Genomic DNA, 17469 nt, shown 5'->3' on the forward strand with positions numbered 1-17469 from the left:
ATAAAAGCCTGTAAGACAGGCCTCTAAAAAAGAACAGGAGAAACCTATTGTGACAGGCTCCTCCTAGAAAATAACCGATATATTATATATCTATATAATATACTGTTTTCCACAAAAAGTAAAGTTAAACATACATTGGAAAAGCACTTATTTTACTGACAATTCGTATGTTCCATCGCCATTATCATATTTATATACATACAAGTAATACTTACCTGGTTTTGCATTAAATTTTGCTTCTATATGATTCCCATTAGCTTGACCGTAAGCCGCATAATTTTGCATATCTGATTCATGGTGAAGTACCCATGTCATCCCAATTCCATACTCATTTAAAACAGAAATATCGATATCTTTCGCTGATGCTACATTAAATGTATAAACATCAGTGTGGTCCCCGCCAATAAGACTACCTTTTATCTTACTATTTAGCTCGATACGATTTGCTTCCTCTGGACGATTATTTGGTTCTGATTCTGTTAAACTTCCATCTTTAATCGTAACAGTTGTTTCGCTTCTGCTCTCTTTTCCTTTATCGTCTTTTACTCTTAACGATACTTTATAAGAACCTTCTTTTTCATATACATGTACTGGATTCACTTCTGCACTTGTGCTTCCATCTCCAAATTCCCATAAATAAGAAACAATTTTTCCATCTTCATCGTTTGAATCATCACTTTTAAATTGAATTCCCTCTTTTACAAGCCCATTATAAGGGCCATTTATATTAACTGTTGGAGCTTTATTTTCTCCATCATCTTTCGCAATTCCATGGAAGACTACATCATATTCAAATTCATTTGAACTATTCACACGATAATTAACGAAGTAAGCTGTAACAGTTTTGTAGCCACTCCATTCTTTTTGCGCCAATTGTTCTAAAGATTCATTTACTCTTTTACTCATTTCTTTCCAATCTTCTGATTCACCTTTTGTGACACTTCCTGTATACGTACCTTCTAATGTAAATGTATTAAAGAATTGAGAATTATGTTTTGTCATTTTTGTATCTTTCATAGGCAACGTATCACTAATTTCTTTCTTCACCGCTGTTAATGACTTCGTTGCATGTTCAGCTAAATAATCACCAGCTACTTCTGGTACAGTGTATGTATCTTGATTATCAATTAACTGCTGCATATACTCTTGATACTCTTTATTTAACTTAGGATTTTTACTTAGATTTTCACGATATGCATCATAATTTTTCACATCATTCGCACGAATCAAATCTTGAATTTTATCAAATGTTTCAAACTGATGCGTATATAAGTAAGACTGCAATGCGAACGAGTAATTATAGAAATCCCAAGAACCGTATTTAGCAAATAGTGTACGCTCTGCTGTATAACGGCTTGCAGGATCAGATGATAATCCGCTAATTATGCTCTTTCTTGGTACAACGTTATTCGTACGAGTAGATCCTGCGAAAAACTCTGCATTTCCTTCTTGGAACCAAGTTAACCTTTCATTTTGATACATATCTCCTCTTCCAAATAGACCTGGTACTTCATATCTACCTTGCAGGTAATGAGTAAATTCATGACGGAATAACTCTTCTAAACTATAAATACTTTGCTCTGGTGTACGCTCATATGTAAAGAATGTACCTGTCTCTTCAATATAAATTCCACCGTTGTTTGTTTCATATCCATACAATTGTCTATTTAACTGATATTCATCTGGACTATTATAAATTACGATCGTTAATACATCATCCGCATTTCCTGGCTCTAACGCTTTGTCATTTCCAATTACACGGTGATACTGTGCCTTTACTTCCTTCGCAGCCCAATATAGTCTCTTAATTTTTTCTTCTGATACTTTATCTCCTGTTTTGAACACAATTGATCCATCGTCGAATGTATACGTTTTTGGTAAGTATTGCTCTTTTCCTTCTTTACGTATTTTCTCTAAATCTACTGTATTCCCGCTATAATCTTTACCATTATAATTTGTTGTAATTTGTTCTACCGCAACAAAATAAGGTTCACTTAAGCGCGGGTACATATGCATGGCTTTTGTAACAACCTCTAATCCTTTATTTGGATTGCTATGAAACTTCCCTAAACGGCTAGCAAAATAAATTCCATTATTAACGAGCCATTTATTTTCTGACGTTACTTCATTTAGAAGAGCAATACGATTTATTTCATTAATAAACCCATCTACTTTTCCATACCACATCGTTTCATTCGCTTCTTTACGAGCCTCAGTTAAGTACGACTGTATATCATAGTCAATACCTTGCATAATATCGTATATTGCTTGTCCCTTCATTCGATCATTTACATAAGTAGTATAATTATCATTGTATTGCTTTAAAATATTCGATGCGTATTGAACCGTTTCAACATCGCTTGAAGCATTACTAATTAATTTACCGTATGCAGATACGACTGTATCTTGTTCAACTGTACCAAGCTTAAAGTTTGGATTTTTTGCGATTGCTTTTAAAGCAGGTAAACATTTATCCTGGAAGCTTCTTTCATTTAAGTCGCTTAATTCACTATTATAAAATGCAAGATAAAAAGCTGAACGCAACACTTCAGTAAACGTTTGAATTCCTTTTGAATCATCTTTCGTAAATGTACTACCTCTATGAGCTAATTCATCTATAATGACTTGCATTTTTCCTTTATCTTTATAAAAAGCCTTTGCATCTTCATTAAACTGGAATAAGTCTGTAATTTGGTGCCACTTAATACTGCCTAACGTTTCAACTAATTCTTGATCATTCATTTTGTTTAAATCAGCCATTGAATAGCTTTCTTTAACTTGCTTTACTGCAGTTTTCTTCGTAATAGATGCTGGTCGCTGTGAAAAATCTCCTACTTTTAAACGTTCTTGAAATGATAAAGTTTCATCAACTTTTGAAATATGTCCAACTTCATCTACCGACTTTTCAATTCCAACCGGTTTCGTTTTCAACACGTTATACGGTACTTTTTCTTCCGCTGCTGCATGAGTTTGAAGTGCCCCTAACGATAAAGCCATTGTACTAATGCTAAGCATCACTTTATTGATCTTTGATTTCTTGTTCATATCCTTGCCCCCTATTTTAATATTCCATTCAAGAATTTAACATAAAATCTGGATGTAACAATATAAAATGCAATATTTCATATTATTTCTTCCTATAATTTGTACATATCGTGAACGCATTGCTCTTTACCTCCCTAAAACAAATTACATCCTTTCATGTTACAAAAAGAGAATTTTTTGACAATTAAAAACTTAATTGTTATGATTATTATAATTGTTAACTTTATTAAATAAGGGTGGGATTCTATGATAAAAAAAGAAAACAGTGTATTTTATATCTCCTTCTTGCTAACAACATTATTCATTATATGGGGAATTACCCCAGCAAGTTGGATACAAGGCTACGATTTACAAAGTGTTACATCTTCTTTAAACTCATTTATCCTCAATAAATTTGGGTGGTTTTACTCTCTACTTATGACTACAATGATTATTTTGGCTGCTTATTTAGCATTTTCTAAGTACGGTTCTATTCGTCTTGGTAAAGATGGAGAAAAGCCAAAATATAATTATCCATCTTGGCTATCCATGTTGTTTGGGGCAGGAATGGGAATTGGACTCCTCTTTTATGGAATCGCTGAACCGATTTCACATTTTACAGATCCATTAACAGGAAAAGCAGGTACAGAAGAAAGCGCCAAACTCGCTATGCAATATTCATTTTTCCACTGGGGACTCTTTCCGTGGTCACTATACGCAATGGTCGCTTTAACAATTGCATATTTCACATTCCGCAAACAAAAAGGTAGCACTATCGGGGCTACAGTTACTCCATTATTTAATCGATCGAAAAATTCCCGTATCGGAAAAACAGTTGATATTTTAGCTGTTTTAGCCACAGTGTTTGGCATTGTACCATCTGTTGGGATTGGTGCTCAACAAATTGCTGGAGGATTAAGCTATTTATTCCCTTCCATTCATAACACTTTACTTACCCAGCTCGTACTTATAGCTATCTTCGCTGTTTTATATTTAACAAGTGCACAAACTGGCTTAGATCGTGGGATTAAATATTTGAGTAACTTGAATTTCTCTCTTGCAGGTATTTTACTCATCTCTTTCTTACTTTTAGGGCCAACCGTATTTATTATGAAATATTTCACATCTACACTCGGTTCTTATATTGGAGCTTTGCCTAGTATGGGATTAAATTTAGGAGCATTTAATGAAAAATCTTCTTCTTGGATTGAAAATTGGACTATTTTCTATTGGGGATGGTGGATTTCTTGGTCTCCATTCGTCGGCACATTTATCGCACGTATTTCTAAAGGGCGTACAATAAAAGAATTTATTTTTGGAGTTGTATTAGTCCCAACTCTTATCTGTACATTTTGGTTTGCAGTATTTGGTGGTACCGCAATTCATATGGAAATGTTCCAATCGCTTGGAATAGCTGATGAAATTGCAAAAAATGGTACAGAGATTGGATTATTTGCTGTTATTTCACATCTACCATTCTCTACATTTTTAACGATTATCGGGTTAATTTTAGTAGCCACATTTTTTGTTACTTCTGCTGATTCAGCAACATTTGTTGTTTCCATGCAAACGAGTAACGGAAGCTTATCACCGAAAAATAGTTTAAAACTTATATGGGGATTAACAATCGCGATAATTGCCGCTATTTTATTACAAGCTGGAGGATTAAATGCACTACAAATCGCAGCTATCATCGCAGCACTACCATTTTCTATCGTAGTCGTTCTTATGGTCATTTCGCTCTTTAAGGAGCTGCGAAAAGAAGATGTTAATTTGCAAACAAAAGAAGTATCTCAAAAAATAAAAAAGGTTATGTAACGATTAGCACCTCAAATTACTTCTGAATCCGTAACAACTGAGGGAAAAGTAGATTAATAAAACCCATTCGTATGAAATATAATTTTCATACGAATGGGTTTTCACTCTATTATATAGTGTTGTAAACATGCCTTCTCCTCAAATTCTACTTTCTTGTACAATTTCATCGCACGATCATTATTCGTATTCAAACATAATTCTATCTCCTTCATTCCTTGGAAGGAAATAATATACTGAATTGCCTTTTGTAATAACCGCTCTCCGACACCTTTTCTTCTACTATTTTCAGCGGTTGCAATAAATTCGATATTCGCTTCTTGAAACTCTGGATTTACTTCCACATATACATAACCTTCTAACTTATCATTCTTCATACTTACAAATAATTTATTCGTATTACTTAAACGTTCAATAATTTCGTTTCCGTCATAATACGTATTAGAAAACACATGATTGTGTAAAGCGATAAACTGCTCAAACACTTGTGGTAAAGCCTCTTCTACATTACATATAATACGGTGCTTCACAATATTATTTAAAACGAGAATACTATGTCGACCTTGTTCTTTTGCATGTAAATTCCTCATTAAACGGGCACAATTATTATTTTCCACATGATAAAAACCATAAAATCTCTCAATATGAAAAGGCACCTTTTCTATAAGTTCCTTCCACATATGTAAAGCAACTTCTTCCCAATTCTCTGCGATAATAAACGGTCCCCATATCTCTGCACATTTCTTTACTTCATCCACATCAAATCCTAATAAACCTATTAAATTATTATTCTCATAAGTAGCAACAAAAGATTGTTCCCAGCCTATATCTGAAAAATCATGAATAATTGTCTGTAACAACTCCTCTTTCTCATCTCCACAATAGCCAACATGATGAGTAGCATCTTTATTCATATTCGCAATAAATGCTGCCACCTCTTCAATTTCCAAAATAGAACTGACATACATAACCTCTCCTCCTTCACTAATATATTCACACCTTTTCCATTTATCTCCTTCTAAAAAAGACATCACCATAAGCATATTTCAAAATGAAATCGCCATGATAATGTCTTCTCAAAAACTCATATAATCATCTTACGTTATAATAAGATAGAACGTTTTTTATTTCTTAAATAATCTCTTTCTAAATACAAACATACTCAGTGCTGAAAGAACTAACGCTATGCCTGAAAGTAATGTTGATGTATTCTCTTGTCCACCTGTTGCTCCTAATGATTTCTTACTTTCTTCTTGCTTATTAACAGCTGGTTTATTTTCTTTCACAACTTGATTATTCACGTTTTGTTCTTGGACTACTGCTGATTGATTTACCGCGTCTTTTGAACCTTCAATTTCTTTTCCTGTTTCTTTTACCTCCGCTTTCGATCCTTCAACTCCTGTTGTTGGCTCGTCCACTTCCTCTTTCGCTTCTTCAACTTCTTTCGTTGGCTCTTTTACTTCCTCTTTTACTTCTTTTACCGGTTCTTTCACTTCTTCTTTTGTACCTTCAACTTCTTTTACCGGTTCTTTCACTTCTTCTTTTGTACCTTCAACTTCTTTTATCGGTTCTTTCACTTCTTCTTTTGTACCTTCAACTTCTTTTACCGGTTCTTTCACTTCTTCTTTTGTTTCTTCAACTTCTTTTACCGGTTCTTTTACTTCTTCTTTTGTTTCTTCAACTTCTTTTACCGGTTCTTTTACTTCTTCTTTCGTTTCTTCAACTTCTTTTACCGGTTCTTTTACTTCTTCTTTCGTTTCTTCAACTTCTTTTGTTGGCTCTTTTACTTCTTCTTTCGCTTCTTCAACTTCTTTTGTTGGTTCTGTCACTTCTTCTTTTTCAACTATATTTTGGATTACCGTTCCGTTAAACCTTATGCTAATTTCATCAGAATCTAAATCAAATTTATACACCTTTTCACCTGGGGTACTCCATTTTATTACTCCGTTATTAAACGTCCCTCCCTCACTTACCAATTGAATATTTTCAATACTTTCTCCTTCTAAATCATATACAGGAACTTGAATTTCTTCGTTTATTTTTGCATCATTTAAAATGATATTTTGTCTTCCAACATCAATTGTAAACCACTGACCTAATTGTATTAACGGCCTTACATCACGAATCTCATTTCCAGCTAAATTTAAGCTAAATAAGTTTAGCATGGAACCAATAACCGTTAAATCTTTAATATGATTGTCCGCAAGATTTAACCACTGTAAATTTTCCAATGAAGATAGTGGTGTTATATCTTCAATTTGATTATGAGATACATTCACATTATTCAATTGTTTCAAGTTTGAGATAAACTCAATATTTTTCAGGCCTACTCCTTCTAAAGTGAGTTTTTCTAAGTTCGTCATGTATTCTAAACCTGTTATATCTTTTATCTCATTTCCTTTTTCTTTAAGTATCTCTAATTTTTTAATCTGTAATAAATCTTCTTTTGTGATAGGAGCGTTTACATTCTCTCTACCTAAATTCTCTTTATTAATATGTTGTTGTAAAGTTTTATCGAGAATTACATTTTGACTTTCTTTTTGTTTTTCAACTATATTCTGTATAACTGTGCCATTAAATCTTATTTTACTTTCAGTAGAATTAGTATCTAGTTTAAATTCATATATTTTTTCTCCAGGACTATTCCATTTTATAAATCCGTTATTCAGAGTAGCCCCCTCACTTTGTAGATTAATATTTTGAAGTGGCTCTCCTTTAAGGTTGTATACTGGGATTTTTATTTCTTCATCTACACTTGCTTCATTTAAAAAGATTTTTTGTCTTTGAATGTCAATTGAAATTCGCTTACCTAATTCCTCAACAGGCCTTACGTCAGAAATTTCATTTGCTCCAAGATTTATCTCATGTAAATTTGTTAAGGTGCTCAGCGGCGATACATCAGAGATATAATTCTCTTCTAAATTCAGCACTTGTAAATTTCCTAATTGAGATAGTGATGATATATCTTTTATTTCACTATCAGAAATTTCTAGTTCAATAAGATTACTCATTTTACTAATAGATTCAACATTATTAATTTTATTGTTCCCTATCCATAATAGTTCCACATTATTTAATCGATCAATTCCCGTAAGATCACTGATTTGATTATTTGCTAAGTATAATTGTTTCATAGTTGATAATGTAAATAATGGCTGGATATCTTTAATGTTATTACCGATTAAATCTAATGTTTTAATTTTTTTCATTTTACTTAATGGTGTAAGATCAGAAATTTTATTATCTCTTAAAAAAAGCATATTAATATTCTCTAGCTGCTCAATTGGGTGAATACTTTCAATTGAATTAGACGTTAAATCAACGTACTTCAAACCTCTCAATTTCGAGATGGCTGATATGTCTTTTACATTAGACTCTCGTAACGTCAACTTCTCTAAATTTGTCATATACTCTAAACCAGTTATTTCATTTATTCCTTTACCAGAATAAATGGATAACGTTTTAATTTTTAATAAATCTTTCTTTGTGATTGGCGCATCAACATTATCTCTATCTAAGTTGTATTTATTAATATATTTTTGTAATTGCTTATCTAATATTACATTTCCGTTTTCATCTTGTTTCTCCTCTTTATTTTCCTTTTGTTTTTCAGGAACATTGTTCTCTAAATTCAATGTATTTACTTCAAACTGTACTTGGTACTTATTGTCATAGGCCATTGTTGGAATATAAATATGCATTCGCATATTATACCTTTTTCCTAATTCCCCTACTTCAAACTGAATCACTTTCGTTCCATTTTTCTTTTTATCTTCTGATATTACTTTCACATCATGAAACACACCTGGAGTATGAATATCCTCTGTTTTCAAGTATTGAAAGAAATCACTATCACTTAACGTTGCTGTTACAATTTTCTTTCCATTCTCAATTGTTAATTTCGGATCCTTTATATAAACAGCTGCCATAGACTCTTCATTCGTTTTATCTTTATAGGCTTTAATAACAGCATCAAATGTACCATCTTTTAAACCTTGTCCAGTTTTATTCGCCTCAATCGCTACCGCTGCTAAAGCAGGTGTCGAATACACAGCAAACGGAAGTGATAACGCCGCCGCTATAATCATTGCATTTATACGTTTTCTTTTATTTTGTTTCAACTTTACATCTCCTCTGAAATATATAATTCGAAATGTAATCATTTCTCGAATAAATGATAATGATTTTCATTATCATTGTCAACTAGAAAAATAAAAAGTTTACAAAAAAAGAACCTCTTTACAAGAGGTTATGCCATTTTCTCACCTGATTCTTCTCTAAAAAAGCTTTTCATCGCATGAAATACGTCTGCTTTTTGCTTTAAAATATAGTATCTAAAGTTTTCATCTTTAATATTTTTATAGGCTGACATGAGTGTACTGTGGCGATTATACTGGTTTAGCTAGCGGGGATGTACCCTGTACTTCACAAAATAAACATCAGGGTCTAGAAATTATTCTTCTATCATCTGTATTACAAACAAGATTTAAAAACAAGCATCCACGCCTGAACTGCACCTCCAATTGTTAGACACAGTCTAACAATTGGAGGTGCAGTTCACTCTTAAGTGAAGAGGATGCTCTTTTTATTTTTCGTCTTCCTGACAACTCACTGCCGCTTCAACTATAGACCTTAAAATTGGATTTTTCTTTTCCCACTCTTGTTGGAACCATTCTTTTTGTTCTTCTTTTTCCATTGATGCAAGTGGTGAATGGATAATGACTTTTGTATTACCAAATTGGAATTCTTTCATCATATCCCCCCTTGCATTATATGTATGCAAGACAGAAAAAAAGACGAACTATTACTTTCATAGGACAAGCTAGCCATACATACTTATAAAAATAATAATAGACAAGCTGGTAGGTGAAACTAATGTACCGTCCACAAGAACTTGATGTATTCATTTATTTACGTAAAAGTCGAAAAGACCTTGAAGAAGAGAAAAAGGCGATGGAACACGGACAACATTATGATACACTTGAACGTCATCGTACTCAGTTATTAGAACTCGCTCACAAAGAGCATCATAATATCATTGATATTTTAGAAGAAGTTGTTTCTGGTGAATATATATCTGAAAGACCTATGATGCAAAAACTTCTTCGCGAAGTGGAAACCGGCATCGCTGATGCAGTATTGGTGATGGATCTAGATCGCCTTGGCCGCGGCGATATGGTAGATCAAGGGACGATTTATCGTGTGTTTCGCTATTCAGAGACATTCATTATTACTCCAACAGAAATTATTGATCCCAATGATGAAAATCAAGAGTTGACCTTTAGTATAAAGTCTTTAATTGCTCGAGAAGAATTAAAAACAATTGTTAAACGTATGCAGCGTGGTAGAAGGGTTTCTGCAAAAGAAGGAAAATCTATCTCTCGCGTACCAGCTTATGGATACTTACGAGATAATAACCTGAAACTTTATCCTGATCCTGAAAAGAGTTGGGTGATACCAAGAATTTTCGAATTAATGGCGAATGGAATGGGAAGACAGGCAATTGCCCAAGAATTGGATAGGTTATGTATTTCTCCTCCTGAAGGTGAATATTGGAATCCTTCAACTATCTCCTCTATTACAAAAAACGAAGTATATCTTGGTCACATTATTTGGGGGAAAATACGTTATACCAAACAAAATGGAAAGTACATTCGTAAAAAAGTACCGAAGGAAAGATGGCAACGACACGATCATGCTCATACTCCACTTGTATCAGAAGAGTTATTTCAAAAAGCCAATATAGCTCATAGCAAACGTTGGAGACCTCCAACAATAAAAACAAAAAAACTTTCCAATCCATTGGCGGGCATCTTATTATGCAAACTATGTGGTCATTCCATGCTTTATCAACCGAGAAAAGATCGTCCTAACCCTCAAGTCCGTTGTGTACAGCCGTCATGTAAAGGAGTTCAAAAAGGAGCCTCCTTAGCACTTGTTGAACAGCGTATACTGGATGGATTAAAGCAAATCATCGAGAGTTTTGAGATACAAGAAAACATGGTACAAAAAAAGAAACCTAAAAATAATATTCAGCTACACCAAAAAGCTCTCGAAAAAAAAGAGCAACAAATTAATGATTTACAAAAGCAAAAAAATAAACTCCATGATTTATTGGAGAAGGGTGTATACGATATTGAGACTTTTTTAGAACGACAAAGCTCGATTGTAATACGTTTAAAATCTACCCAAGAAGAAATTGAAAAACTTGAACATGAGATTAAGGGTACATTAAAAAGAGAAAAACATATAAATGAGTTTGTGCCCAAAATTAAAAATGTATTGGAAGCATATCATGCAACAGAGGATGTAGAAAAGAAAAATCGCCTTCTTAAATCAGTACTTGAAAAGGTTACATATTTACGAAAAAAAAACTGGCAAAGAAAAGATGAATTTGTAGTTGAATTATATACTAAAATATAAAATAACTTAAAATAAAGAACTAGGTTATCTGTTGGATATGCAAACTATCCTAAAAATAAAAACCATGATTTCCTTTCGAACTTCCGTTCTAATAAATATAGTTCTTCTATAGAATTTATTAAAGACATAAGAACATCCACCCTTTCATGTTGTATCCCTGAAAGAGTGGATGTTTTTGATTTATGCCATCTATGTATTGATTTGCAATAAAGTCGTGTAATTACAAAAAAGTTATTTAAAATGTCCGTTCGGTTATTTTGCGATCGGGCCAGATTTTGGCGTAAGAAATGTCCAAATAATGAAAGAATTCCACGAAATTAAAGAAGTATTTTCGATCTAACAATCAAATATCTTTAGGTGATTTGGAACAGTAAAATAATTTATTAAAAGGTTGATAAAAAAACAAGACCTTGAGAAAACCTTTGCCCTTAAGGCTTTGTACCATTATAAATCACTCATTAAAACACATTTACTTAATATACAAATATCCGCAAAAATAATATAAACGACTTAATCATTCTAACAGTATATATCTTGACACATTATACTATGTATTATATAGTATAATTCATCAGGAGGTATATTATGAATACACAATTAAAGAAAGGTCTTTTAGAATATTGTGTTCTTGCTGTTTTAAAAAAACATGATTCGTACGGATACCAGATTATAAAAGATATTTCCGAATATATAGAAATATCAGAATCTACACTTTATCCTATTTTGAAAAGACTTGAGAATAATGGTCACCTTGAAACCTATTCTAAAGAGCATAATAGTAGGTTACGTAAGTATTACCATGTCACAGAAGATGGAAAAGACCGAATTAAAATTTTTCTTCAAGAGTGGCATCATGTAATGGAGGTATATAATTTTATTAAGGAGAGCGATACGAATGAATAAAGCCTACTTTTTAGACTCTTTAAGACAAAATTTAAGAAGTCTTTCAAAAGAAGAGCGATCTAAGTTTATTTCTTATTATGATGAAATCATAGAAGACTACATAGAAGATGGATACGATGAAGTGGATGCAGTAAGAAAAGTAGGAGACCCCTCAATAGTTGCACAAAATGTTTTAAAAGAAACGAGGGAAAATAAAGTAAAAGTACTTTCTAGAAGCGGGAAGGTTCTCATAGGATTCTTAATTATTTTAGGTTTTCCACTTTGGGGCTCTCTTTTATTGACTGGAATATTACTTGTTCTATCAGTATATATATTGATTTGGTGCCTCCCATTTACAACGGGTGCTTTTGCCGTAGCTGGATTAAGCGCTTCTTTAATTAGTATTATAGGAACACCTTTCCTCTTTAAAGAGGAATTCTATCTTGCTGTGACCCAATTTGGCCTTGGAATTTCAGTATTAGGATTGAGTATTTTATGCGGTATCATTACGCTAATAATAGCTAAACACTTCCTCAAAATCACTATTTGGTTTACTCAGAAAATTATTATGTTTTTTAAACGGACGGTGGTATATCTATGATAATAAAAGAATTAAAAAAGAAAAGCTTTAAGTTATCTATTATATTATTAATAAGTGGTATACTTATATCTCTAGTTGGTTTTGGAATGTCAGGATGGGATACAAAAAAATATAACACTAAGGATTCAGCTCCTTGGTATCGTACAATTCAAATGAACTAATTATAAAAATATAATGAAACTTTAATAATATCTAACTTAAGCCTTCATGAAAATGAAGGTTTTTTGTATAATCCAAATAGACAACCTAGATAAGTAATACTATTCTTAACCGCCAATTCTCATTAGATAAAAAAATAAAGTATGTTCTCCCCTCATCATTAGCTTCCACTCAAAGCATTAACTTGTTTGGTTATTTCCCTTATTAAACACAAAAATCATCAAATTTGAAATGACTATATAAAAATAAGAAAAGAGTTTATATAGAATCTCTTTTCTTTAAAATAATTACTAACTATTCATTTTTGCATAACATATTAGTAACTTGATTTATATTCAATAAAATTAAATCTCGATTTTTTTAAACTTATTAAAATAACCAATGAAAATACCAACAGTATTACGATATTTATTAGTAATGATTGATAATAAAATAATTCATCTAAATATTGCGGTTTATCAGGAAGAACACCAATAGGTAAAATATTTATATATTGATTAGTGGTAATATTCCCCTGTGGAATTCCAATAAACCAATCCAACTTTGAGTTCTCCTTCTGAATAAGATTAATAAACCAGTAGCTTAGTCCATATGTTGATGTAACATAAATCACTAACATAATCACTGGGCTTATTAATTTGTTATGAATGTTCTTACAAATAATAAGAATCCCATTTAAAAGAATAAAAAATGAAATTATAGAAACTACTTTGAACAGTACCGTTTGACCTATAAAAAGAGGAAAAGATTCATACAACTTACTATCAATTGTAAGTAACTTTCCTATAAAGCTTTCCATAAAATAAACTAGGAAATACATTGCAAATACTAATGATTTAAGTAACAATACTTTTTGCTCTTGGATAGGTAATAAATGTGCCAATGTATCTCTTGAAAGATAAAAGAACTTATACAAACTTTGCCACGCATAAATAGCAATAAATATCCAAGATATCATCAACCAGATGCTGTGAAATGATGCTATTATAGCCTTATCTGAAACTTTATCTGCAATTAAAAATAATAGTTCTATAATATAGACAGCACAAAATATATTAAGGTGTTTTTTACACTCTAATGAGAAAAATGCTTTCATCGTAACCGCTCCTTAACAAGCTCCTCTAAGGAAGTTTTATTATTATTTACTAACTCTTTAACAATAGCTTGTTCTACAATTTCCCCATTATTAATTATAATAATCTCATCAAAAAGAGATTCAACATCCGCAATTAAATGTGTGCTCAACAATAATACACTATTTGGTTCTCTTTCATCCCTAATTAATTCGACTAGAAAATCCCTAGTTAGCGGATCCACAGCTGCTAAAGGTTCGTCAAAGATATAAAAAGGAACTTTTCTAGACAAAATTAATATAAGATGAATCTGCTCCAGCATTCCTTTTGAACACTCGGATATCTTAATCTTCGAGTCTAAACTTAAATCTCCTAATAACCTAATTGCTTTTATTGAATCAAAATCAGAAAAAGCATTATCAAAAAAATCTATTGCTTGTTTTATAGTCATAAAAGAATATAAGAAAGACTTATCTGGCAAATAACTTATTTGTAATTCTGTATCTTTTTTTATGCTTCCCTTAAAACGCTGGATATTTCCAACTAAAGTATTTATTAATGTTGTTTTCCCTGAACCATTAGGTCCAAATAACCCTATTATTTTATTCGAACGATTGATATTTAATGAGATATTTTTTAATATATGTTTTTTCTTCATTTTAACATCTAAATTTTCTATAGTGATCATCTTTTCTCCTTACTATAAAAAGATTTGAGATAGTATAACAATGAGGCCTATCACTGTTAATCCCCAGTTAATTACTTTTATCCTTTTAATAAGTTTAATATTTAATTCGTTATCTGTACGCTCTTCAAAATCTAATATAGTTATTAGAACCTTATATCCATCAGAGTTTAATAAGGGTAAACTATTACATAGTATTCCGTATGAAAAAAAACGACAAACTAAAACCATCTCAACATTGTTATAAAATACAGCAATTACATAAACAACAGTATTAATAATAAGATTAAACATAATCCCACTAGAATGAACGATTATTCTTTCTTTATTAGTTAACATATACATATCATTCATTTTTATATAAAAAGCAGGAAATAAATAATTAAATTTGAATCCTACTTTATCGATTTTTCTCCCAAAACATTTCAAACTTACTATATGGGAACCTTCATGAAAAAAAACATGCACTAAAGAGTAAATGATGGCAATCCATAAAGTAGAGAAATTTAATTTGAAAGACGTACCATTCACAAATAATATATATATATTAATTAAAGATAGTATTAATAAAATACCTAGGTAAGCAATATAAACATATGGATTAATTTGTTCCTCTCTGTTAGTCCATTTGATATCCTCGTATTTTTTTATGTTTTTAGAGACAAAAAAATTATTATGTACTTTATCTTTTACAATAACTTTTTTCTTTGATTTAAATAACTCTACTTCGTTATTTTCAAACTTTTTGTAACACATTTATATACTCTAAAATATCATTTTCTAAAGCGTTTAACATTTCATTATCCTTGAAGATATCTTTACATATATGACAAACAGAAACATATTTGTCATGTAACTGAAAATTAGGATTATATTGCTTATATTTGTCAATAAACCAACGTAGCCCCTCTTTTTTCATAATGAAAAATATTAAATTATTTCTTAAATTAAAATCGAGCTCTTCTAATGAATTAGTTCTTATATTACCAACTTTTAATACTGTTTCAAAAACAGCTGGAGAACAGCATGGATAAGCATAACCATCATGATGTATAACAAAGTTTGTAGATGACGGGCATCTTAAATCATCATCTATTGTCACTTCACATATATAATCTTCTTCATTTATATACTTTTTAGCACTCCCCACTGGAACCACTGGATATTTTGTAACAGGTATCCCTAAAGTTGCTGTTCCTAATTGCTGAATAATATCATTTCCCTGATCTTGATTTGAAACTGCCATATTCAATGCATAATGTATATGCGTTGTTCTCGAAGCGATTAATAAATTTTTGATATTTTGCACATCAATATATTCCGAATGATAATCATCGTAACTGATAGTAAGAGTATTTAACCCTAGTTTTTCTAATTTTTGAAGTTTTCTCTTAGCTATATCAATAGTTTTAGCCCAATATCCGTTTGTAATACAAGTAACATTCTTACCTACATCTGCTAATTCTTTAATTAGTCTACAAACCAATTTTTCATTTAAAAAAGGTTCTCCGCCAGATATTGAAAATTCAGTAATATTTTTATTGTTTTTTGCATAGCTAACAATTTTATCAATTTCATCATTAGTAAGTTCTTCTTGCTTTGTAGGAGAACAACTAAAACAACAATGTTTACAAGCAGCGTTGCATTTTCCGAATAGATTAAGTGTTAAATTATTCATAGCATATTATCCCCTTAAATAAAGTAGGTCTTATAGTTGATGTATAAATCTAAATTTCAGTCCTAATTACTTAACCAGATTAAGCGTCACTGCTACCTGATCCCATGACCCATCCGCCACCGACGAACCACCATAAGTCTTTTACATCTGTTAATTTTTCTAATTCTTTGTCTACACCTTCAACAGCAAATTTACTGCTGATAAGCACCTCTTCATTATCATTGTGTTCTTGTAATTTATTGTGTGTTGTTTTATTTACGTTCATATGTATTCTCCTTTAAAATAATAATTTCAACTATAAGACCCACCAATATATTACAATATCACATTATTAATAACAAGGATTTTTTTCCATTTTATTTAACCTAGTGTATTATTCGTGGATATTATTCCGAATTCTTATATTTTATTATTAAATTAGTTGAAATTTAATAATAAAATATAAGAAACACGTGTTTTCTTTAAATTATTGAAGTTTCCTATGTAAGGTATATCTTCCTTATTTTGTTTTATAAAAAATAATACTAAACTTACTAATCATTATTGGTTTTAATACGTTCAGCTTGGCGATACGCCCAAACCTACTGAATTCCACTATACAATAATAAAAGAGAGGAGAAATTTTGATTGGACTTCTCAAAAATAATTAGAGAGAAAATTAAGGATATTATAAACTGTATTGAGGATGATCAAATGTTATAATATTTCGGAAGGAGAATTGTCTTTGAAATAAGGTAATAACTGTTGTTACTTTATTTTTTGTTGTTTTTGATGTTTTTTGTACCATTTCAACAATTATTTTCTCTATATTCCTCTAGGTTAAAAGAATGTTAGCTAAAGTATTAGAACGTTTAAATGCAAATGATTCACTTATCCTTCATTCCGAACAAGGTTGACAATATCAAATGGCCAAATACCAACACTCTTAAAAAGAACATAATATTACTCGAAGCATGTCACGTAAGGGGAATTGTTTAGCTTTCCATTCAAGGGCTGCTTTTTATTGTATTTGTTTCCAAGAATAAACTCTACTCACTTTTTATAATTCAATAGGACAATATTTAAACAAGTTTTGAGGAACTACATGAATAATTTAATTTCTAACAATTTAACTAGAAATACATATTGC

The 17469-nt window shown here is 31.2% G+C and carries 14 protein-coding genes and 1 pseudogene; 5 read left to right on the top strand and 10 right to left on the bottom strand.

Annotation, left to right across the window (positions count from 1 at the left end; translation table 11 throughout):
- Window positions 1-147 precede the first annotated feature (147 nt).
- On the bottom strand, window positions 148-3045 hold the full coding sequence (gene colA, locus AC1Q51_RS23265) for a collagenase ColA (RefSeq protein WP_492331744.1): 2898 nt from the start codon (window positions 3043-3045) through the stop codon (window positions 148-150).
- A 246-nt stretch (window positions 3046-3291) separates the two neighbouring features.
- Here colA and opuD point away from each other — a divergent pair, with 246 nt between their 5' ends.
- Complete coding sequence (gene opuD, locus AC1Q51_RS23270) at window positions 3292-4842, top strand: glycine betaine transporter OpuD (protein WP_071739131.1); 1551 nt, start codon at window positions 3292-3294, stop codon at window positions 4840-4842.
- A gap of 101 nt (window positions 4843-4943) precedes the next feature.
- On the opposite strand, the gene AC1Q51_RS23275 is transcribed toward opuD, so the two are convergent.
- The 4 genes and pseudogenes from AC1Q51_RS23275 to AC1Q51_RS23290 all read right to left on the bottom strand — a co-directional run bounded on the left by AC1Q51_RS23275 (window position 4944) and on the right by AC1Q51_RS23290 (window position 9592).
- Window positions 4944-5807: a GNAT family N-acetyltransferase gene (locus tag AC1Q51_RS23275; protein ID WP_090978362.1), complete on the bottom strand. Its 864-nt coding sequence runs from the start codon at window positions 5805-5807 to the stop codon at window positions 4944-4946.
- Window positions 5808-5963: 156 nt separating this feature from the next.
- Window positions 5964-8960 carry a leucine-rich repeat domain-containing protein gene (locus AC1Q51_RS23280; RefSeq protein WP_492331745.1) on the bottom strand — a complete coding sequence of 999 codons (2997 nt, stop codon included), beginning with the start codon at window positions 8958-8960 and terminating at the stop codon, window positions 5964-5966.
- A gap of 128 nt (window positions 8961-9088) precedes the next feature.
- Window positions 9089-9241: pseudogene (locus AC1Q51_RS23285) on the bottom strand (sporulation protein YhbH); the annotation flags it as partial.
- Window positions 9242-9424: 183 nt separating this feature from the next.
- Window positions 9425-9592 (bottom strand): hypothetical protein, encoded by a 168-nt coding sequence (locus tag AC1Q51_RS23290; protein WP_166504398.1) that lies wholly within the window; start codon window positions 9590-9592, stop codon window positions 9425-9427.
- 122 nt (window positions 9593-9714) lie between these two features.
- Here AC1Q51_RS23290 and AC1Q51_RS23295 point away from each other — a divergent pair, with 122 nt between their 5' ends.
- From AC1Q51_RS23295 to AC1Q51_RS23310, 4 genes are all read left to right on the top strand, one after another.
- The gene (locus tag AC1Q51_RS23295) at window positions 9715-11262 is read left to right on the top strand and encodes a recombinase family protein (protein WP_492331746.1); all 1548 of its coding nucleotides are present in this window, start codon (window positions 9715-9717) and stop codon (window positions 11260-11262) included.
- Between the two features lie 585 nt (window positions 11263-11847).
- On the top strand, window positions 11848-12165 hold the full coding sequence (locus AC1Q51_RS23300) for a PadR family transcriptional regulator (RefSeq protein ID WP_492331747.1): 318 nt from the start codon (window positions 11848-11850) through the stop codon (window positions 12163-12165).
- Complete coding sequence (locus AC1Q51_RS23305; RefSeq protein ID WP_492331748.1) at window positions 12158-12745, top strand: DUF1700 domain-containing protein; 588 nt, start codon at window positions 12158-12160, stop codon at window positions 12743-12745. Before AC1Q51_RS23300 ends, AC1Q51_RS23305 begins: the two co-directional genes overlap by 8 nt.
- Entirely contained in the window at window positions 12742-12906 is a 165-nt protein-coding gene (locus AC1Q51_RS23310; protein ID WP_492331749.1) for a hypothetical protein, read from the top strand. The genes AC1Q51_RS23305 and AC1Q51_RS23310 overlap by 4 nt, the downstream gene beginning before the upstream one ends.
- Window positions 12907-13220: 314 nt before the next feature.
- On the opposite strand, the gene AC1Q51_RS23315 is transcribed toward AC1Q51_RS23310, so the two are convergent.
- The 5 genes from AC1Q51_RS23315 to AC1Q51_RS23335 all read right to left on the bottom strand — a co-directional run bounded on the left by AC1Q51_RS23315 (window position 13221) and on the right by AC1Q51_RS23335 (window position 16605).
- Window positions 13221-14000, bottom strand: a complete 780-nt coding sequence (locus tag AC1Q51_RS23315) for a hypothetical protein (protein ID WP_492331750.1) — start codon at window positions 13998-14000, stop codon at window positions 13221-13223.
- Complete coding sequence (locus AC1Q51_RS23320; protein WP_492331751.1) at window positions 13997-14665, bottom strand: ATP-binding cassette domain-containing protein; 669 nt, start codon at window positions 14663-14665, stop codon at window positions 13997-13999. Before AC1Q51_RS23320 ends, AC1Q51_RS23315 begins: the two co-directional genes overlap by 4 nt.
- Before the next feature lie 12 nt (window positions 14666-14677).
- Window positions 14678-15418, bottom strand: a complete 741-nt coding sequence (locus AC1Q51_RS23325) for a hypothetical protein (protein WP_492331752.1) — start codon at window positions 15416-15418, stop codon at window positions 14678-14680.
- Window positions 15399-16340 carry a YydG family radical SAM peptide epimerase gene (locus AC1Q51_RS23330; RefSeq protein ID WP_492331753.1) on the bottom strand — a complete coding sequence of 314 codons (942 nt, stop codon included), beginning with the start codon at window positions 16338-16340 and terminating at the stop codon, window positions 15399-15401. The genes AC1Q51_RS23325 and AC1Q51_RS23330 overlap by 20 nt, the downstream gene beginning before the upstream one ends.
- A 79-nt stretch (window positions 16341-16419) precedes the next feature.
- Window positions 16420-16605, bottom strand: coding sequence for a hypothetical protein (locus AC1Q51_RS23335; protein WP_492331754.1), 186 nt, complete (start codon window positions 16603-16605; stop codon window positions 16420-16422).
- Window positions 16606-17469 lie beyond the last annotated feature (864 nt).

The organism is Bacillus sp. MT94, assembly GCF_058792475.1.